Source organism: Methylobacterium sp. C1 (assembly GCF_001854385.1).
In the GTDB taxonomy this organism is placed as follows: domain Bacteria; phylum Pseudomonadota; class Alphaproteobacteria; order Rhizobiales; family Beijerinckiaceae; genus Methylobacterium; species Methylobacterium radiotolerans.
Genome location: NZ_CP017640.1, coordinates 6,090,962 through 6,109,882, shown reverse-complemented (window position 1 = coordinate 6,109,882; position 18,921 = coordinate 6,090,962). Strand labels below are relative to the sequence as shown.

Genomic DNA, 18,921 nt, shown 5'->3' with positions numbered 1-18,921 from the left:
CCCCGACCGGGAGCCCCATGATCGCCATCCGGACCGACCGCCTGATCCTGCGGCGCTTCAGGCCGGACGACGCCGCCGACCTGTTCGCCTACCTGCACCGGCCGCGGGCGCGCTGCTTCCTGAGCGGCCGCCTCGACACGCCGGCGGACGCGCAGGCGGAGGCCGAGCGGCGCGGCCGCGACGACGAGCACGTGGCCGTGTGCCTGGCCGCGTCCGACCGGCTGATCGGCGACCTGTTCTGCCTCCCAGAACCGCCCGACACCTTCTCGGTCGGCTGGAACTTCAACGCCGCGTACGGCGGCGCGGGCTACGCCCGCGAGGCCGCGACCGCCCTGTTCGGACACCTGTTCTCCGAGCGGCGGGCGCGGCGGCTCTACGCCTATGTCGAGGAGGACAACGCCGCCTCGCGCCGCCTGTGCGAGGCGCTGGGGATGCGCCCCGAGGGTCTGTTCCGCGAGTTCATCTCCTTCGTGGACGACGACCGGGGCAACCCGATCTTCGAGAACACGATGCAGTACGCCGTCCTGCGCCGGGAATGGGCCGAGCGCTCCGCGCGCGGCTGAGGCCGGTCCGGCACTGTCCGAGGAGCCCGGCTGAATACGCCGGCGGCACTCAGCCGCTTTCGCGGGCGGCGGACCGGTCGAGACCCGGCGCGCCGACGGTGTCCGTCATCACGAGCGCAACGAAGTGAACCCAGGGCAGCGCGACGTCCGGAGGCGTGGCGCTGCTGGATCGCTTCGCGCCGCTCGCGAGGACGGCGGTGCGGCTCTTCGACGGCGCCGATCCCCGCGTCTGGCACGCTTCTTGGTTCGTATTCACCAGCGCAGCGTCGCCCCGGCGGCGGCTAGAGGTTGGCGTGCCGTCGATGTGGTGAGGTGCCGGGCGACCGGATCTCCGCGACTGCCTTGAGCCTGTCCCGAGCTCCGATCCCTCCGATTCAGCACCGGCACGCGCCGTCCGGCGGATCGCGCGATCCGCCCTCTGAGGAGAGTCGATATGTGCGACCGTCACGGCGATTATCGCGTCCCGGATTTCACGCGGTTCAAGCCCAGCCGCAGGCGCTTCCTCGGCGGGACCGCCGCCGCGCTGACCCTGGCGGTGGGCCCGGGACTGACGAGCCCGGCCGCGGCGGCCACCGGCATCCGGGCGACCCACGGCACCGGCTTCTGCAACCTGAACTTCTTCCTGGCCGAGGCGATGCAGCTCGCCAAGGATGACGGGCTCACCATCGACTTCGTCAACACGCCGACCTTCTCGGATCAGGTCACCTTCCTCGGGATGGGCCAGGTCGATGCCGGCGTGATGCCCTACACGAGCTTCATGGCGCTCTACGACGCCGGCGCCCCGGTGAAGATCGTGGCGGGCGGCGGCATCGAGGGCTGCGTGCTCGTGGCCCAGCCGGGCCTCGACAGCCCCGAGAAGCTCAAGGGCAAGACGCTCGGCACCTTCCAGCTCGATACGCTGGAGGTCCTGCCCTACGACTGGCTGAAGAAGAACGGCGTCGCCTTCAAGGACATCACGGTCCGCTACATGGGCTCGACCCCGGAGGCCGTGGAGGCGTTCCGCGCCGGGGCGCTGGACATCATCTCGACGATCGAGCCCTACGGCACCGCGCTGCTCACCGACGTGAAGGGCGCGGTGAAGCTCTCCGACGGCACCGACATCTACGGCAAGGGCTACACCGACTGCGTGCTGGCGGTCCGCAACGAGCTGATCGCCAAGAACCCGGCCGCCGTGAAGGCCCTGATCAAGGGCATGATGAAGGCCCAGGCCATGGCCGAGGGCGACCCCCAGGCCGCCCTGAACAAGCTCGTCGGCTCCTACTACAAGACCTCGATGAGCAACGCCCAGCTCGCCATGGGCCGGCAGCCGTCGGTGGTGGACGCCCGCAATCAGACGCAGTTCATCCTCGACCGGACCGATTCCGTGGCCGAGATGGGCTACATCAAGAAGAAGCCCGGCCGCGACGCGATCGACTGGACCCTGCTGGAGCAGGTCATCGCCGAGAACCCGGACCTCTACGGCAAGCTCAAGCTGAAGTCGGCCTGAGCGGATGGCCGTCGATCTCGCCCGCGCCGCCGTCCCGCACGTCCGGCCGCGCCTCCCGTTCGGTCAGCGCCTCGCGCTGCCCGACGGGCTCGTCCCGCTCCTGCAGCGGACCGGCTGGATGCTGGTCTCGGTCGGCTGCTTCGCCGGTCTCTGGGAGCTGCTCTGGGCGCTCGGCATCGCCGACGCCAAGCTCCTGCCGCCGCCGCACATCTTCCTCGGCAACCTCGCCGAGCAGGCGCGCTTCTTCAACACCGCGCAGCGCTGGCAGATCGGCACCGGGATGAATACCGGCCCGAGCCCCGCCATGGCGGTGCTGATCACGGTGCTCGCCTCTACCGGCCGCGTGCTGGCGGGCCTCGCCCTGGCGGCCTCCCTGTCGATCCTGGTCGGCGTCGGGATCCGCTACTTCAAGCTGTTCGAGCGTCTGACCCTGCCGACCATCACGCTCCTGGCGCCGGTCTCGCCGATCGCGTGGCTGCCGGTGGCGATCTTCATGTTCGGGATCGGCAACGCCCCGGCGATCTTCATGGTGTTCATCGCCCTGTTCTTCACGATGGTGCTCTCGACCATCCAGCAGATCGACGGGGTCAACCGGAACTACATCAACGTCGCCCGGACCATGGGGGCGACGAAGCGCCAGATCTACGCCCGGGTGATCGTGCCGGCGATCCTGCCGGGCCTGCTCGCGGTGCTGCGCCTCAACCTGTTCGGCGCCTGGATGGTGGTGCTCGTCGCCGAGGCGACGGGCGTCGGCTACGGGCTCGGCCAAGTGATCATGCTGGCGCGCAACACGTTCAACCCGTCGCTCGTCTTCTTCACCATCACGCTGATCGGCCTGCTCGGCTTCGCCTTCGACCTGCTGTTCCGGCTGGTCCAGCGGCGGCTGCTGTACTGGCTGCCGCGCGACGCGGGGTCCTCCCTTGGCCTCTGATCCTGCATCCCAGGACGCCGTCTCCTGCCGCGGCGTCGCCAAGGTCTGGGCGGCCGGCACCGCCCGCGCCCACGAGGCCCTGCGCGACATCGACCTCACCGTGCGGCCCGGCGAGTTCGTGGTGTTCCTCGGACCCTCGGGCTGCGGGAAGAGCACGCTGCTCTACCTGATCGCCGGGCTCGAACCCGCCTCCGGGGGCGAGCTCCTGGCCTTCGGCGAACCGGTCACCGGCCCGTCGCCGGAGCGCAGCCTGATCTTCCAAGAGACCTCGCTGCTGCCCTGGCTCAGCGTCTGGCAGAACGTCAGCTTCGGCCTGTCGCTGAAGGGCGTGCCGGAGGCCGAGCGCCGGAGCGTCGCCCGGGCGGCGCTCCAGCGCGTCGGCCTGGCCGAGGCCTTCGACAAGCGGCCGGACGAGCTGTCCGGCGGCATGCGCCAGCGGGTGGCCGTGGCGCGGGCGCTGGCCATGCGCCCGAAGGTGCTGCTGATGGACGAGCCCTTCGCGGCGCTCGACGTCCAGACCCGCCAGAAGATGCAGGACTTCCTGCTCGACGTCTGGCGCGACAGCGGCGCCTCGGTGCTGTTCGTGACCCACCACATCGACGAGGCGGTGGCGCTCGCCGACCGCGTGGTGGTGTTCACCGCCCGCCCCGGTCGGATCAAGACGATCGTCCGCAACGACCTCGCCCGCCCGCGCGACCCGTTCTCGCCCGAGGCCGAGGCGCTGCGGCGTCACCTCACCGAGCTCCTGCGCGACGAGGTCGACCGGGCCTTCGCCGAGCAGGAAGCGCTCGTCTGACCCCCTCCCCCAACACGGACACGACCATGGCCACATCGCTGATCCGCAGCCGGCGGATGATCACCCGTACCCTCGACCACGATCGCTGGGAGGAGATCGCCGACGGCGCGGTCCTTCAGAAGGACGGGGTCATCGCGGCGGTCGGCACCTACGCGGACCTGCACGCCCGCTACCCCGACGCCCCGGTGATCGGCTCCGGCCGCGAGATCCTGCTGCCGGGCTTCGTCAACGGCCACCACCATGTCGGCCTGACGCCGGTGCAGCTCGGCTCACCCGACATGCCCCTGGAGCTGTGGTTCGTCACCCGCATGGTGGCGCGCAACCTGAACCTCTACCTCGACACCCTCTACTCGGCCTTCGAGATGATCGGCTCCGGGATCACCACGGTCCAGCACATCCACGGCTGGATGCCGGGCAGCCTGGAGGAGGTCGAGGCGCGCTCCAACGAGGTGCTGCGCGCCTATCGCGACATCGGCATGCGGGTCTCGTACTGCTTCGCGGTCCGCGACCAGAACCGTCTCGTCTACCAGGCCGACATGGATTTCGTGGCGAGCCTGCCGGCGCCGCTGCAGGACCCGATGAAGCGCTGGTTCGAGCGCTTCCAGATGTCCCTGGAGGACAATTTCTCGCTCTTCCGCAGCCTGCATGCCGGCCAGGAGGGGGCCTCGCGCGCCAAGATCCAGCTGGCGCCCGCCAACCTGCACTGGTGCTCCGACGCGGCCCTCGAAGGGCTCGCCGGACTGTCCGAATCCTACGACGTGCCGATGCACATGCATCTCGTCGAGACCGCCTACCAGAAGGCCTACGCGGAGAAGCGCGGCGGCGGTACCGCCCTCGAGTACCTCGACCGGTTCGGGATGCTCGGTCCGCGCCTGACGCTCGGCCACGGCGTCTGGCTCAACGAATCCGACATCGACCGGGTGGCGGCCACCGGCACCTGCATCTGCCACAATTGCTCGTCGAACTTCCGGCTGCGCTCCGGCGTGGCGGCGCTCAACCGGTTCGAGGCGAAGGGCATCAACACGGCGATCGGCCTCGACGAGGCCGGCATCAACGACGACCGCGACATGCTCCAGGAGATGCGCCTCGTGCTGCGCGCCCACCGGGTGCCCGGCATGGACGAGGCCGACGTGCCGAGCATGGCGCAGGTGCTGCGGATGGCGACCGTCGGCGGCGCCCGCACCACCCCCTACGGCGACGGCCTCGGCACGATCGAGGTCGGCAAGGGCGCCGACCTCGTCCTGATCGACTGGGACCAGATCGCCTACCCGTATCTCGACCCGGAGACGCCGCTCCTCGACGCGGTGATCCAGCGGGCCAAGACCGGCGGCGTCACCGCGGTGCTGTGCGAGGGCGAGGTGCTCTACGCGGACGGGCGCTTCACGCGGGTCGACCGCGACGCCGCCCTGAAGGCGCTCCACGACGACCTGTCGCGGGCGCTCTCGGACGACGAGGTCGAGCGGCGCCAGCTCTCGAAGGCGCTGCTCCCCCACGCGCGGCGCTTCTACGCCGACTACATCGACCCGTCGCGGCACGAGCCGTTCTACCGCCCGAGCTCGCGCGTCTGACGGCGCGGGCCCGGGTCGGGCCTCAGCGGACCAGGCAGGGCTTCTTGTTGTCGAAGGTCCAGCCGGGGATCAGGAACTGCATGGCGGCCGCGTCGTCGCGGGCGCCGAGGCCGTGGTCGCGGTAGAGGGCGTGGGCCGCCTCCACCGCCGCCATGTCGAGCTCGATGCCGAGGCCCGGCCGCTCCGGCACCCGCACGAGGCCGCCGCGGATCGCCAGAGGCTCCTTGGTCAGGCGCTCGCCGTCCTGCCAGATCCAGTGGGTGTCGATCGCCGTGACGTTGCCCGGCGCCGCCGCGGCCACGTGGGTGAACATCGCGAGCGACACGTCGAAGTGGTTGTTCGAGTGCGAGCCCCAGGTCAGGCCGTGGTCGCGGCACAGCTGGGCCACCCGGACCGAGCCGGCGAGCGTCCAGAAGTGCGGGTCCGCCAGCGGGATGTCGACGGCGCCGAGCTGGATCGCGTGGTTCATCTGCCGCCAGTCGGTGGCGATCATGTTGGTCGCGGTGGGCAGGCCGGTGGCGCGGCGGAACTCGGCCATGATCTCGCGGCCCGAGAACCCGCCCTCGGCGCCGCAGGGATCCTCCGCGTAGGCCAGGACGTGGCCCTGGCCCTTGCAGAGGCGGATCGCCTCGTCGAGGGACCACGCGCCGTTCGGGTCGAGCGTCACGCGGGCCTTGGGGAACCGCTCGTGGATCGCGGTGACGGCGGCGATCTCGTCCTCGCCGCGCAGCACGCCGCCCTTCAGCTTGAAGTCGTTGAAGCCGTACTGGTCGTAGGCGGCCCCGGCGAGCCGGGCCACGGCCTCGGGGGTCAGCGCCTCCTCGTCGCGCAGGCGGAACCAGCCGTCGCGGGCACTCGGCGCCCGGTAGCCGAGATCCGTGCGGGTGCGGTCGCCGACGTAGAACAGGTAGCCCAGCATCTCGACCGCGTCGCGCTGCTGGCCCTCGCCCAGGAGCGCCGCCACCGGCACGTCGAGGTACTGGCCGAGCAGGTCGAGGAAGGCGGACTCGACCGCCGTCACCGCGTGGATGGTGATGCGCAGGTCGAAGGTCTGGAGGCCGCGGCCGCCGGCGTCGCGATCGGCGAAGCGGGTCCGCATGGCGTTGAGCACCGCGTTCCAGGCGCCGAGCGGCTGGCCGATCACGAGGTCCCGGGCATCCTCCAGGGTCCTGCGGATGCCCTCGCCGCCGGGAACCTCGCCGAGGCCGGTGGCGCCGGTGGAGTCGGTCAGGATCACGAGGTTGCGGGTGAAGTACGGCCCGTGCGCGCCCGAGAGGTTGAGCAGCATGCTGTCGTGGCCGGCCACCGGCACCACCGTCATAGCGGTCACGGTCGGCGTGTGGCGGGCGGCGTGGCGGCTCTCGTTCGACGTGACGTGATCCTTGGCGTGATCCTTGGCGTGATCCTTGGCGTGATCCTTGGCGTGATCCATGGCGTCCTCCTCGGGGGCCCCCGGCCGGTCTTCGCCGGGCGCGGGGCGGGATCGTTGCGGAGCCGGACCGGCCGGGGCCGGCCCGGCGGGCGGGTCAGTGGGCCTTGAGCTCGACGCGGCGGATCTCCCCGACCACCACGAGGTAGCAGAAGCAGGCGACGAGGGCGTTCAGGCCGACGAAGACCAGGGCGCCGTTGAACGAGCCCGTGCTCTGGACGATGTAGCCGATCGCGATCGGCGTGGTGATGCCGGCGGTGTTGCCGAAGGTGTTGAACAGGCCGCCCGAGAGGCCGCCGCTCTCCCGCGGCGAGGTGTCGGCGACGACCGCCCAGCCGAGCGCGCCGATGCCCTTGCCGAAGAAGGCCAGCGCCATCAGCCCGACCACGACCGCGTCCGCCTGGACGTAGTTGCAGCCGATGATGCTCATCGACAGCAGCATGCCGCCGACGATCGGGATCTTGCGGGCCGCCGTCAGCGAGAAGCCGCGGCGCAGGAGCAGGTCGGAGATCACGCCCCCGAGGATGCCGCCGATGAAGCCGCACAGCGCCGGCAGCACCGCCGCGAAGCCGGCCTGCAGGATCGACAGGCCGCGCTCCTTGACGAGGTAGACCGGGAACCACGTCAGGAAGAAGTAGGTCAGCACCGTGATGCAGTACTGGCCGACATAGATGCCGAGCAGCATCCGGTTGGCGAGCAGCTGGCGCAGCGTCCGGCCGGCATCGCCCTGCCTGCCCCGGCTCTGGCCGTCCATGTCGAGCAGCGCGCCGCCGGCCTCGATGTAGTCCCGCTCCGCCTGGTTCATCGCCGGGTGGTGCTTCGGGCTGTCGACGACGCGCAGCCACAGCACCGCGAAGGCGATGCCGAGCAGGCCCATGCTGGTGAAGACGTGGTGCCAGCCGAACGTGTGGACGATCCACGCCATCAGCGGCGTGAACAGCACCGTGGCGAAGTACTGCGCCGAGTTGAAGAACGCCGAGGCCATGCCGCGCTCCCGGGTCGGGAACCACGCGGCGACGATCCGGGCGTTGGCGGGGAAGACCGGCGCCTCGGTGAGGCCGACGGCGAGCCGCAGGGCGAAGAGCAGCACCACGGCGGTCAGGCCGGTGAAGAAGCCCACGGCGCCCTGGACCAGCGTGAAGGCCGACCAGAGGGCGACGGCGGCGGCGTAGACCCACTTGACGCTGTAGCGGTCGAGGAGCCAGCCGCCCGGGATCTGGGCGAGGACGTAGGACCACGCGAAGGCCGAGAAGACGTAGCCCATCTGGACCGGCGAGAGGCCGAGTTCCTTGGCCATGTCGGGCCCGGCGATCGAGATGGTCGCGCGGTCGGCGTAGTTGATCGTCGTGGCGGCGAACAGCATCGCCACGATCAGCAGGCGGACGCGGGTGCGGCGACCCGCGTCGGCGGCGGCGAGCAGGGTGCTCGGCGCGCCGGTCGAACTGGCACTCATGGACGTTCTCCCTGGCTCGTCGCCATCCGGTTGATCCGGGAAGCGGGTCGTGGCCGCCGTTGGCTCGGCGGATCCGTCTTGGGTGTCGAGGCGGGGGCTCAGCGGCGGTCGCCGATCAGGGCCGTCAGCTCGGCGCGCTCGGCCGCGTCGAGCTCGGTCAGCGGCGGCCGGACCGGGCCGGCGTGGCGGCCGACGGCGCTCATGCCCGCCTTGACGATCGAGACCGCGTAGCCGCGCTTGCGGTTGCGGATCGCGATGTAGGGGAGGACGAAGTCGCGCAGCTCCCGGTAGACCGCGTCGCGGTCCCGGCGGCGGACGCTGTCGTAGAAGGACAGCGCCCATTCCGGCAGGAAGTTGAAGATCGCCGAGGAGTAGGTGGTGACGCCCATCTCCAGGTACGGCAGCGCGAAGGTCTCGGCGGTGGGCAGGCCGCCGATATAGGTCAGGCGGTCGCCCAGCGCCGCGTAGACCCGGGTCATCAGCTCGACGTCGCCGACGCCGTCCTTGAAGCCGACGAGGTTCGGGCAGCGCTCGCACAGGCCGGCCAGCGTCCGCTCGTCGAGCTGGGCGTTGGCGCGGTTGTAGACGATGATCCCCAGGGCGGTCGCGCGGCAGACCGCCTCGATATGGGCGGCGAGACCGGCCTGCTCGGAGCCGACCAGGTAGGGCGGCAGCAGCAGGATCCCGTCCGCGCCGGCGGCCTCGGCGGCCCGGGCCATCTCGACCGCCAGGGCGGTGCCCTGGCCGGCGGGGGCGATGACCGGGGTCCGGCCGCGGGTCTCCTCGACGGCGGCGCGCAGGACGCGGTCGATCTCGGCGGGCGTCAGCGAGAAGAACTCGCCGGTGCCGCCGGCGGCGAACAGGCCCGACACCTTGTAGTCGGCGAGACGTCCGAGATTGTCCCGGTAGGCGGTCTCGTCGAAGCTGAGGTCGTCGCGGAAATGCGTGACCGGGAACGACAGCAGGCCGGAGCCCAGCACGCGCGCCATCTCGGCCGGGTTCATGCTCGCCATCGATCCTCTCCCTGGAACGCACCGTTCGGTGTCGCGTCCGGGGTTAGGCGCCGGCGTTAAATGCGTCCAACGTTGATTTTGGCTGGATTATCCCGGATCCTGCATCAATGTTCGATCTCGGCCACGCCCGCAGCTTCGTCGCCGTCGCCGAGGAGATGCATTTCGGCCGGGCCGCGACGCGGCTGAACCTGACCCAATCGCCCCTGTCGCGGCAGATCCAGATGCTGGAGCAGACGCTGGGCGTGACGCTGCTGGAGCGGACCACCCGGGCGGTGCGCCTGACCCCGGCGGGCCGCACCTTCCTGGCCGAGGCCTACCGGGTGCTGGCGGCGGCCGAGAACGCCGCCCGCATCACGCGCCGCGCCGCTCGGGGCGAGAGCGGGGTGCTGCGCCTCAGCTTCACCGCCGCCTCGGCCTACCGGACGCTGCCGCAGGTCGTCGCCCATGTCCGCCGGACGCTGCCCGAGGTCGACCTCGTGCTGGAGGAGATGGTCTCGGACGAGCAGATCCTGGCGCTGGGCGAGAACCGCACGGATCTCGCGATCCTGCGGCCGGCCCCGGTCCTGCAGGATCCGAAATCCGCGATCGCCACCGCGCCGCTGGCGCGCGAGCGGCTCCTCCTCGCGGTCCCGCGCGGGCACCGCCTCGCCGCGGCGCGCGCGCCGACCCTGAGGGACCTCGACGGCGAGGCCTTCGTGACGTGGTCGCCCCGGGGCGGCCGCTACTTCATCGACCTGCTCGACCGTCTGTTCGAGGCCGGGGGCGTGCAGCCCCGGATCGTGCAGCGGGTGAACCAGGTCCACGCGATGCTGGCCCTCGTCGGCGCCGGCATCGGCGTCGCGCTGGTGCCGGGCAGCGCCCGGGGCAACAGCATGGCCGACATCCGGCTCCGGCCGATCGCCCTGCCGGCCGCGACCGGACCGGAGCTGTGGCTCGCGTGGCGCAGCGACAACGCCAATCCGTGCCTGCCCTCGGTGCGGGCCGCGGCGCTGGAGACCGGCGAGGCGTGACCGCCGGCGCCGCCCTGGAAAGTCGCCGCCGCCGGCGATAGGCTGCCCGCTCGCCCCGCTTCCGGTCGCGCTGCCGGCCGGGGCCGCCCCTCCCGGATCAGGCAGGCACCATGAGAGTTTCGGCCGACCTCTGCATCGTGCCGATGGGCGTCGGCCCGTCGGTCTCGCCCTACGTGCGGGAAATCAAGGGGATCATCGAGTCGAGCGGGCTCACCGCCACGATGCATCCCAACGGCACGAACATCGAGGGCGAGCTGTCGGAGATCTGCTCGCTGGCGGAGCGGTGCGAGGCGAGGCTCGCCGAGCTCGGCGTCCAGCGGACCTTCTTCACGCTGATCTTCTCGACGCGCCGGGACAAGGACCAGTCGATGGCCGACAAGCTCGCCGCGGTCTCCTGACCGCGCGCCCATCGCCCGCCATCCCGGGGTCGCGCCGCGGAGCCGGTGATGCAGTGCCGGGGTCGGCAGGTCTCACACCGACGGAGCGTCGCGATTCCGGGCCCGCCTTCGGCGCCCCGAAACGAGAGCGCCTGACCCTCTGGTAGGCCTGATCTCACCGAGGTCGGGACGACGACGATCGCGGAGCCTGTCCCGAGCCAGGCGCGGGTCCCCTCTCCCGTGCGGGAGAGGGACAGGGTGAGGGATCAGGTCTGTCCGAACACAGCGCACCCTGACCGAGCCGCGACGGCGTGCGATCCGGAAACGTCGTGCCCCTCACCCCAACCCTCTCCCGGGCGGGAGAGGGGGCGCGTTGCGGCTGTCTCGACCGCAGATGCGTCGCGAGACCGTCGAGCCGCGATCGGGAGCGGCCCTAGCCGTGGCAGGCGCAGCCGGCATGCTCGCAGCCGGCGTGATCCTTGTGGCCGTCCGCGCAGTCGTCGCAGCAATAGGCCTTGCCGTCCCGCGACACGGCCTTGGCGACCGGGATCACGCAGACGCAGTCCTGGCAGGCGCACTTCACCATCTCGACGTCGACGCTGGCCATGATTTCCTCCTCCGGCGGGACAGTCCGCTTGTCGACGTTAGAGCCGCGACGGCGGCGAGGAAACCCTTCCCCGGGCGCGGTGACGCGCCCGTGATCCCATTCGCCCGCTCGCGCGTTCCCCCGGTCCGGTGATCGCTGCGCCGGGTGGGAGGGCGCTATGGCCGAGCAGAAGACCGACGACGTCCGGATCGAGCCCTATGACGGGCCGGCGGGCGGCTGGGGCTCGGCCCGCTCCCTCGTCGAGATCCTGACCCGGGAGGGCGTGCCGGTCACCGGCTCGGCGATGCTGCTGAAGCAGAACAAGCCGGACGGGTACATGTGCACGTCCTGCGCCTGGGCGAAGCCCGCCAAGCCGCTCGCCTTCGAGTACTGCGAGAACGGCGCCAAGGCGACCGCCTGGGAGCAGACGCGCCGCCGCGCGACGCCGGATTTCTTCGCCGCGCACACCGTGACGGAGCTCCTCGGCTGGAGCGACTACGCCCTGGAGGAGCAGGGCCGCCTGACCCACCCGATGCGCTACGACCCGGCGACGGACCGCTACCGGCCCGTCGCCTGGGCGGAGGCCCTCGCGGAGATCGGCCGGGAGCTGAAGGACCTGCGCGTGCAGGATCCGCGATCGGTGGTGTTCTACGCCTCGGGCCGGGCCTCGCTGGAGACGAGCTACATGTGGGCGCTGCTCGCCCGCCTCTACGGCAACAACAACCTGCCCGACTCCTCCAACATGTGCCACGAGCCGACCTCGGTGGCACTGCCGCAATCCATCGGCGCGCCGGTCGGCACGGTGCTCCTGGAGGATTTCGAGACCACCGACCTGATCTTCTTCTTCGGCCAGAACGTCGGGTCGAACGCGCCGCGGATGCTGCACCCGCTCCAGGAGGCGCGACGCCGGGGCGCGCAGATCATCACCTTCAACCCGCTGCGCGAGCGCGGGCTGGAGCGCTTCACCGACCCGCAATCGCCGGTGGAGATGCTCACCCGCTCGTCCACGAAGATCTCGACGCAGTACCACCAGGTGAAGGCCGGCGGCGACCTCGCGGCCCTCACCGGCCTGTGCAAGGCCCTGCTCGCCCTGGACCGGGCCGCGGAGGCCGCCGGCCGGCCCCGGGTGCTCGACCACGCCTTCATCGCCGAGCACACCCACGGGTTCGAGGCCTTCGTCGCCTTCTGCGACGGGCAGGACTGGGCCGCGCTGGAGCGGCGCTCCGGCCTCACCCGGACCGCGCTGGAGGCCGCAGCCGGGGTCTACGCCCGCGCGAAGGCGGTGATCGGCATCTACGGGATGGGCCTGACCCAGCACCGCAAGGGCACCGAGACCGTCCGGATGCTCGTGAACCTGCTGCTCCTGCGCGGCAATATCGGGAAGCCCGGCGCCGGGATCTGCCCGGTGCGGGGCCACTCGAACGTGCAGGGCCAGCGCACCGTCGGCATCACCGAGAAGCCCGAGCTGGCGCCGCTGGACAAGCTGCGGGAGCTCTACGGCTTCGAGCCGCCGCGGGAGAAGGGCCTCAACACCGTCGAGACCTGCGAGGGCGTCCTCGACGGGCGCGTGAAGGCCTTCGTCGGGCTCGGCGGCAACTTCCTGCGCGCCGTGCCCGACACCGCCCGGATGGAGCCGGCCTGGCGGCGGCAGCGCCTCACCGTGCAGATCTCGACCAAGCTCAACCGCTCGCACCTCGTCAACGGCGCCGTCGCCTACATCCTGCCCTGCCTCGGCCGGATCGAGATCGACCAGCAGGCGAGCGGCCGGCAGGCGGTGTCGATGGAGGATTCCACCGCGCGCTTCCACGGTTCCCGGGGCGTGGCCGAACCGGTCGGGCCGCACCTGCGCTCCGAGCCCTGGATCGTGGCGGAGATCGCCAAGGCGACGCTGCCGCCCAATCCCCGGATCGACTGGGATGCCTGGGTGGCCGATTACGGGCGGGTGCGCGACGCGATCGAGGCGACCTACCCGAGCGTGTTCCACGACCTGAACGGCCGGATGTTCCAGCCCGGCGGCCTGACGAAGCCGCTCGGCGCCCGCGACCGCAAATGGGAGACCGAGACCGGGAAGGCGAATTTCGCGGTGCCCGAGGGCCTCGAGGCCGACCCGGACCTGCCCGAGCGCGGCCCGGACGTGCTCGACCTGATCACGCTGCGGTCGAACGACCAGTTCAACACCACGGTCTACGGCTACGACGACCGCTTCCGCGGGGTGAAGGGCACCCGGGACGTGCTGTTCATGAACCGGCGCGACATCGCGCGGCTGGGGCTGAGGGACGGGATCAGCGTCGACGTGGCGACCGAGGCGGACGACCATGTGCCGCGGCGCGTGGGCGGCCTGCGGGTGATCGCCTACGACATCCCGGAGGGCAACTGCGCCGGGTACTACCCGGAGCTGAACGTCCTGCTGCCGCTCTGGCACCACGACGAGCAGTCCAAGACCCCCGCCGCCAAGGCGATCACCGTGCGGGTGACGGCCGCGACCGCCGCGCCCTGAGCGGAGCGTCTGGCGTCCGGTCGCGCCTTCCGGCAAGGAACGACGATGGACCAGGCGACTCCCCCCGACGCGCGACCGGACGCCCCGGCGGACTCGCGGCTGCGCGCGCTCGTCGGCCGGATCGCCGCCGCGGCGCCCCTGCGCGAGCCGGGCGCGGACCTGTCGCAGCTGAGCGCCGCGCCGGGCGCCCTCGCGGCCGTGCCGGATGCCGGCCTCGTCACCGACGCCGAATCCGGCGGCCTGGCGCTCGTCGTCGCGGACCTGTCCCGCGCCCGCATGGAGGAGGCCGACCTCTCCGGCGCGAACCTGCGCGGGGCGAGCCTCACCGGCGCGGTCGGGCGCTCGACCCGCTTCACCGGGGCGATCCTGGAGGCGGCCGACCTGTCCGAGGCCGATCTCTCCGGCGCGGACTTCACCGGCATCGTCGCCGGGCAGGTGAAGTTCGCCGGGGCAATGCTGGAGGATGCCCGGTTCGGCGAGGCCGCGATGCGCTTCGCCGACCTGTCCGGCGCCCTGCTCGACGGGACCGACTTCGCCGGCGCCGATCTCTGGGGCGCGGATTTCTCCGGTGCGGATGCGGACGACACGGTCTTCCGCGGGGCGCGGCTCGACGAGGCCAAGCTCGCAGACGCCAACCTGACCCACGCGGATTTCGCCGAGGCCAGCCTGACCAAGGCGAGCCTCGCCGGCTCGCGGCTGCGGGGCGCCCATTTCACCGGCGCGAAGCTCGACGGCGCCGATCTCTCCGGGGCGGATCTCTCCGACACCGACCTCGTGCGGCTCAACCTCGCCACCTGCCGGCTGCGGCACGCCCGCTTCGCCGGCGCGTGGCTCAACGGCACGCGGATGAGCGTGGAGCAGCTCGGCGGGGCGGTCGGCGAGGAGGTGGCCGGCGCCTACGAGGCCGCCCAGGCGAGCTACCTCGCCCTGGAGCAGAACTGGAAGAGCATCGGCAGCCACGACGCGGCGAGCTGGGCGTACAAGCGCGGCCGCCGGATGGGCCGTTTCCACGCCGGGCAGCAGGCCCGCGCCGCGTGGTCCGACCGGGACTGGTCCGGCGTCCTGCGGCACGGCTATCGCTGGACCGCCGACCGCTTCGTCGAGTGGTTGTGCGATTACGGCGAGAGCCTGTCGCGCATCGCGCGCGCCTTCGCGCTGCTGATCGTGCTGTTCGGCGGGCTCTTCGGCCTGACCGGCGGCCTGTACATCCTGGAGGGACCGGACGCCGGGCCGACCTACAACCCCCTCGATCTCCTGAGCTACAGCGCGCTCAACATGATGACCGCGAACCCGCCGGAGATCGGCCTGAAGCCCACCGGCCGCGTCACCAACCTTCTGGTCGGCATCGAGGGCGGCGTCGGCATCATCCTGATGGGACTCTACGGCTTCGTCCTGGGCAACCGCCTGCGACGGTGAGGCCGCCAGCTCCGGAGCGGCGCCCCGCTATCCGGGCTGTCCTCAGTCGTTCACGCTGAGCCGGTCGATCACGAGGCTCAGATCCTTGCGCAGGGCGCGGATCTCCGGCTCGCTGAGTTCGAGCTGGCACATCACGCTCTCGCGGACCGAGACCGCGTCGGCGCGCAGGGCGGCGCCCTCCGGCGTCAGGGCGATCTCGACCTCGCGCTCGTCGGACTGGCGCCGGGTCCGGAGCAGGAAGCCCGCGCTCTCCAGGCGCTTCAGCACCGGCGTGAGGGTGCCGGAATCGAGGCGCAGGCGCCGGCCGATCTCCGAGACCGTGACGCCGTCCTGCTCCCACAGCACCAGCAGAACGAGATATTGCGGATAAGTCAGTCCGAGCCGCTCGAGCAGCGGCCGGTACGACTTGGTCATCCGATGCGCGGCAGCATAGAGCGCGTAGCAGAGCTGGTTATCGAGCAGCAGCGGATCCGTCTCCGGCTGCGCCTCAGCCGTATCGGCACTGTACGCCATATCGTTCGCCCATCGCGGTCCACGCACCGCCACACTCGACCGCGACCGCGGGTTCGTCATCATACCATAACACGGGATGCCGGCGCGCAAGCTCCGAGCGTCGGGCCCGTTCTCTTAACAACCCTATGGGGTTCGTCTCCCGTCCACGACGGGCGGGAGCGCCGCCAGTGCGTCGAGGAAGCCCGGCTCGTCCTCGAGCGTCCGGAGATCCAGGCGGACGGCCTCGTCGCTGATCCGGCCGATCACCGGCACCGGGAGCCGGCGCAGATCCTCGGCGAGCCGCCGGCACCGCCCGCCCGCGCCGCGGCCGCCCGCGGAGACCGGCGTCAGGACCAGGGCGGCGCTGGGCAGGGTCTCCACCGGCAGGGCGCCGGATCCGATCTGGCTGATGCAGTCGGCGACCGCGACCGTGGCGCGGCCGGCGAGCCGCTCCGCCACCGCGGGGGCGAGGCGCTCGGCCTGCGCGGCGATCGCGTCGCGCGCGCGGGTCAGGAGCCGCAGGGTCGGCAGCTCCGCGCGCAGCCGCTCGGGGTGCAGGTAGAGCCGCAGCACGGCCTCGAGCGCCGCGTAGGTCATCTTGTCGACGCGCAGGGCCCGCTTCAGCGGGTTCTTGCGCACGCGGGCGATCAGGTCCCTCCGCCCCGCCACGATGCCGCACTGGACCGCGCCGAGCAATTTGTCGCCGCTGAAGGTGACGACGTCGGCCCGCTCCAGGGCGGCGCGGACCGTGGGCTCGGGGGGCAGCCCGTGGGCCGCGAGGTCGACGAGGCTGCCGCTTCCGAGATCGTCCGCCAGCGGCACGCCGCGCTCCCGGCAGAGGGCGTGGAGGGCGACGGGATCCGCCGCCGCGGTGAAGCCCGCGATGGCGTAGTTGCTCGGGTGCACCTTCATCACGAGGCCGGTGCGGGGCCCGAGGGCCTCCGCGTAGTCGCGCAGGTGGGTACGGTTCGTGGTGCCGACCTCGCGCAGGCGGCAACCGGCCCGCACCATCACGTCCGGCACCCGGAACGAGCCGCCGATCTCCACGAGCTCGCCGCGGGAGACCACCACCTCCCTGCGCATGGCGAGCGCGTTCAGCACCAGCAGGACGGCGGCCGCGTTGTTGTTGACGACGACCGCGGCCTCGGCGCCGGTCAGGCGGCAGATCAGGGCCTCGACATGATCGTCCCGCTCGCCGCGGGCGCCGGTCTCGAGATCGAATTCGAGGTTGCTCGCCTGCACCATCACGGCGGCCACCGCCTCCGCGGCCGAGCGGGGCAGCAGGGCGCGGCCGAGATTGGTGTGCAGAACCGTCCCGGTCAGGTTGAGGACCGGCCGCAGGGACGGGCGCCGCTCGGCGGCGAGGCGCGCCGACGCCGCCGCCCGGATCGCCGCCGCGTCCGGGACGGGACCGCCCCCCGCCCGGAGCCCGGCCACCACCGCCCGGATCGCGTCCGTGAAGGCCGTCCGCCCGTAGGTCTCGAGATCGGCGGGCGGCGCGCCGCCGACGAGGCGCTCGACCGAGGGAATCCGGCGCGGGGACGGCGCCGGGTCGACGGCCTGAGGGGTGGGGGCGGGTCCGTTCATGTCAGGCCAGAGATAACCATCCCGCTGCACGGAGCCAGCCCGTCGACGCGCGGATAATTCGCGCAGGTTGTTCCGGTCCCGGCCCGACGGTAAGGGCAGATCCTGAAATCGGCGCCCGAGAGTCCATCGCCCCCGCGCGGGGCGGGCTCGGCCACGCCAACCCCGCCGAGCCTTCTCGGGAGACGTCGCCATGTCCCGACCTTCGATCCAGATCCACCCGATGATCCTGTGCGGAGGGACGGGGACGCGGCTGTGGCCGGCGTCGCGGGAGAGCATGCCCAAGCAGTTCGCCCGGCTGGTCGACGCCGAGCGCTCGACCTTCCAGGCGACGCTGGCGCGCGTGTCGGACGCCACCGTCTTCGCGACGCCTACCGTCATCGCCTCGGCCGAGGCCCGCTTCATCGTCGCCGAGCAGCGCGACCAGCTCGGTCTCTCCGCCGACATCCTGCTCGAGCCGCAGGGCCGCGACTCCGCCGCCGCCGTGGCGGTCGCAGCCCTGCACGCCGCCGCCAGCGACCCGCAGGCCGTGGTGCTGATCATGGCCGCCGACCACGTCGTGCCCGACACGGCCGCCTTCGTGGACGCCGTGCAGCGCGCGGCCGCCGGGGCGCGCGCCGGCTACACGATGACGCTCGGCATCGAGCCCGACCGGCCGGCCACCGATTACGGCTACATCCGCCGCGGCGAGCCGATCGCCGAGGCCCCGGGCGCGGCCCGCGTCGCCCGCTTCGTCGAGAAGCCCGACCGGGCCGGCGCCGAGGCGCTGATCACCGACGGCGCCCTGTGGAACTCGGGCTACTTCCTGTTCCGCGCCGACCTGATGCTGGCCGAGCTGGAAGCGTTCGTCCCCGAGGTGCTGGCGGCCGCGCGCGCGGCCCTGGAGGCGGCGGTGACCGACCTCGACTTCGTGCGCCTCGACGCGACGGCCTTCGCTCAGGCGCCGAAGATCTCGATCGACTACGCGGTCATGGAGCGGACCGCCCGGGCCGGCGTGCTGCCGGTGTCGTTCGCGTGGTCGGATGTCGGCACCTGGGACGCGGTCTGGCAGGTGCTGGACCACGACGAGGCCGGCAACGCCGTGCGCGGCCGGGTGTCGCTGATCGGCACGAAGAACAGCCTCGTGCACAGCCAGGGCGAGGGCCTGACCGCGGTGGTGGGCCTGGAGGACGTGGTGGTGGTCTCGACCCCCGACGCGGTGCTGGTGGCCTCCAAGGCGCATTCGGGCCAAGTGAAGGAGCTGGTCGGCGCGCTGCGGGCCCGCGGGGAGCCGGAGGCGGACGCGCATCTGCGGATGTACCGGCCCTGGGGCTGGTACCAGCGGATCGACATCGGCGAGCGCTTCCAGGTGAAGCGGATCCAGGTTGTGCCGGGCGGGCGGCTGTCGCTGCAGAAGCACTACCACCGGGCGGAGCACTGGGTGGTGGTGCGCGGCACCGCCGAGGTGACGATCGACGAGCGGGTGGTGCTGGTCCACGAGAACGAGGCGGTCTACCTGCCGATCGGGTCGATGCACCGGCTGGCCAACCCGGGCAAGATCCCGCTGGAGCTGATCGAGGTCCAGGTCGGCTCCTACACCGGCGAGGACGACATCATCCGCGTCGAGGACATCTACGGACGCTGAGTGCCCGGGCGGCCAGCCTGCGACCCGATCACCCGCGGGTGCGCCCGGAACATGCGGCCGCCCCGATCGATAGCCTAGCGTGTGGCCGCTCCCGTG

17 protein-coding genes are annotated in these 18,921 nt (G+C 71.8%); 10 read left to right on the top strand and 7 right to left on the bottom strand.

Annotated elements, in window-relative coordinates:
* Positions 1-17 precede the first annotated feature (17 nt).
* A complete protein-coding gene (locus tag BKE41_RS28200; RefSeq protein WP_029358250.1) occupies positions 18-563 on the top strand; it encodes a GNAT family N-acetyltransferase in 546 nt (181 codons plus the stop codon).
* A 49-nt stretch (positions 564-612) separates the two neighbouring features.
* Here the strand turns inward: BKE41_RS28200 and BKE41_RS31470 are convergent, their stop codons facing one another.
* On the bottom strand, positions 613-819 hold the full coding sequence (locus tag BKE41_RS31470; RefSeq protein ID WP_159392829.1) for a hypothetical protein: 207 nt from the start codon (positions 817-819) through the stop codon (positions 613-615).
* A gap of 177 nt (positions 820-996) precedes the next feature.
* Here BKE41_RS31470 and BKE41_RS28195 point away from each other — a divergent pair, with 177 nt between their 5' ends.
* The 4 genes from BKE41_RS28195 to BKE41_RS28180 are packed head-to-tail and all read left to right on the top strand — an operon-like array spanning position 997 to position 5,344.
* Positions 997-2,049, top strand: a complete 1,053-nt coding sequence (locus BKE41_RS28195; protein WP_012322057.1) for an ABC transporter substrate-binding protein — start codon at positions 997-999, stop codon at positions 2,047-2,049.
* A 4-nt stretch (positions 2,050-2,053) separates the two neighbouring features.
* Positions 2,054-2,980: an ABC transporter permease gene (locus BKE41_RS28190; protein WP_012322056.1), complete on the top strand. Its 927-nt coding sequence runs from the start codon at positions 2,054-2,056 to the stop codon at positions 2,978-2,980.
* Positions 2,970-3,776, top strand: coding sequence for an ABC transporter ATP-binding protein (locus BKE41_RS28185; RefSeq protein WP_012322055.1), 807 nt, complete (start codon positions 2,970-2,972; stop codon positions 3,774-3,776). The genes BKE41_RS28190 and BKE41_RS28185 overlap by 11 nt, the downstream gene beginning before the upstream one ends.
* A 26-nt stretch (positions 3,777-3,802) precedes the next feature.
* Entirely contained in the window at positions 3,803-5,344 is a 1,542-nt protein-coding gene (locus BKE41_RS28180; RefSeq protein ID WP_071000523.1) for an amidohydrolase family protein, read from the top strand.
* A 22-nt stretch (positions 5,345-5,366) separates the two neighbouring features.
* Here the strand turns inward: BKE41_RS28180 and gudD are convergent, their stop codons facing one another.
* The 3 genes from gudD to kdgD form a co-directional block, all read right to left on the bottom strand.
* The gene (gene gudD / locus BKE41_RS28175; protein WP_071000793.1) at positions 5,367-6,665 is read right to left on the bottom strand and encodes a glucarate dehydratase; all 1,299 of its coding nucleotides are present in this window, start codon (positions 6,663-6,665) and stop codon (positions 5,367-5,369) included.
* A gap of 205 nt (positions 6,666-6,870) precedes the next feature.
* Entirely contained in the window at positions 6,871-8,226 is a 1,356-nt protein-coding gene (locus BKE41_RS28170) for an MFS transporter (RefSeq protein WP_024828163.1), read from the bottom strand.
* Positions 8,227-8,324: 98 nt separating this feature from the next.
* Complete coding sequence (gene kdgD, locus BKE41_RS28165; RefSeq protein WP_071000522.1) at positions 8,325-9,239, bottom strand: 5-dehydro-4-deoxyglucarate dehydratase; 915 nt, start codon at positions 9,237-9,239, stop codon at positions 8,325-8,327.
* Positions 9,240-9,346: 107 nt separating this feature from the next.
* Here kdgD and BKE41_RS28160 point away from each other — a divergent pair, with 107 nt between their 5' ends.
* Both BKE41_RS28160 and BKE41_RS28155 read left to right on the top strand, forming a co-directional pair.
* Entirely contained in the window at positions 9,347-10,249 is a 903-nt protein-coding gene (locus BKE41_RS28160; protein WP_012322050.1) for a LysR substrate-binding domain-containing protein, read from the top strand.
* A 110-nt stretch (positions 10,250-10,359) separates the two neighbouring features.
* Positions 10,360-10,647 carry an MTH1187 family thiamine-binding protein gene (locus tag BKE41_RS28155; protein ID WP_071000521.1) on the top strand — a complete coding sequence of 96 codons (288 nt, stop codon included), beginning with the start codon at positions 10,360-10,362 and terminating at the stop codon, positions 10,645-10,647.
* A 412-nt stretch (positions 10,648-11,059) separates the two neighbouring features.
* Here BKE41_RS28155 and BKE41_RS28150 read toward each other — a convergent pair whose 3' ends face one another.
* Positions 11,060-11,233 (bottom strand): metallothionein, encoded by a 174-nt coding sequence (locus BKE41_RS28150; protein WP_012322048.1) that lies wholly within the window; start codon positions 11,231-11,233, stop codon positions 11,060-11,062.
* 157 nt (positions 11,234-11,390) lie between these two features.
* Here BKE41_RS28150 and BKE41_RS28145 point away from each other — a divergent pair, with 157 nt between their 5' ends.
* Both BKE41_RS28145 and BKE41_RS28140 read left to right on the top strand, forming a co-directional pair.
* Positions 11,391-13,709: an FdhF/YdeP family oxidoreductase gene (locus tag BKE41_RS28145; protein WP_024828165.1), complete on the top strand. Its 2,319-nt coding sequence runs from the start codon at positions 11,391-11,393 to the stop codon at positions 13,707-13,709.
* Positions 13,710-13,754: 45 nt separating this feature from the next.
* Positions 13,755-15,125 carry a pentapeptide repeat-containing protein gene (locus tag BKE41_RS28140; RefSeq protein ID WP_071000520.1) on the top strand — a complete coding sequence of 457 codons (1,371 nt, stop codon included), beginning with the start codon at positions 13,755-13,757 and terminating at the stop codon, positions 15,123-15,125.
* A 42-nt stretch (positions 15,126-15,167) separates the two neighbouring features.
* Here the strand turns inward: BKE41_RS28140 and BKE41_RS28135 are convergent, their stop codons facing one another.
* Both BKE41_RS28135 and selA read right to left on the bottom strand, forming a co-directional pair.
* A complete protein-coding gene (locus tag BKE41_RS28135; protein WP_012322045.1) occupies positions 15,168-15,638 on the bottom strand; it encodes a MarR family transcriptional regulator in 471 nt (156 codons plus the stop codon).
* 123 nt (positions 15,639-15,761) lie between these two features.
* Positions 15,762-17,204, bottom strand: coding sequence for an L-seryl-tRNA(Sec) selenium transferase (gene selA, locus BKE41_RS28130; protein ID WP_071000519.1), 1,443 nt, complete (start codon positions 17,202-17,204; stop codon positions 15,762-15,764).
* Between the two features lie 190 nt (positions 17,205-17,394).
* On the opposite strand from selA, the gene BKE41_RS28125 reads away from it, so the two are divergent.
* Entirely contained in the window at positions 17,395-18,825 is a 1,431-nt protein-coding gene (locus BKE41_RS28125) for a mannose-1-phosphate guanylyltransferase/mannose-6-phosphate isomerase (RefSeq protein WP_012322043.1), read from the top strand.
* Positions 18,826-18,921 lie beyond the last annotated feature (96 nt).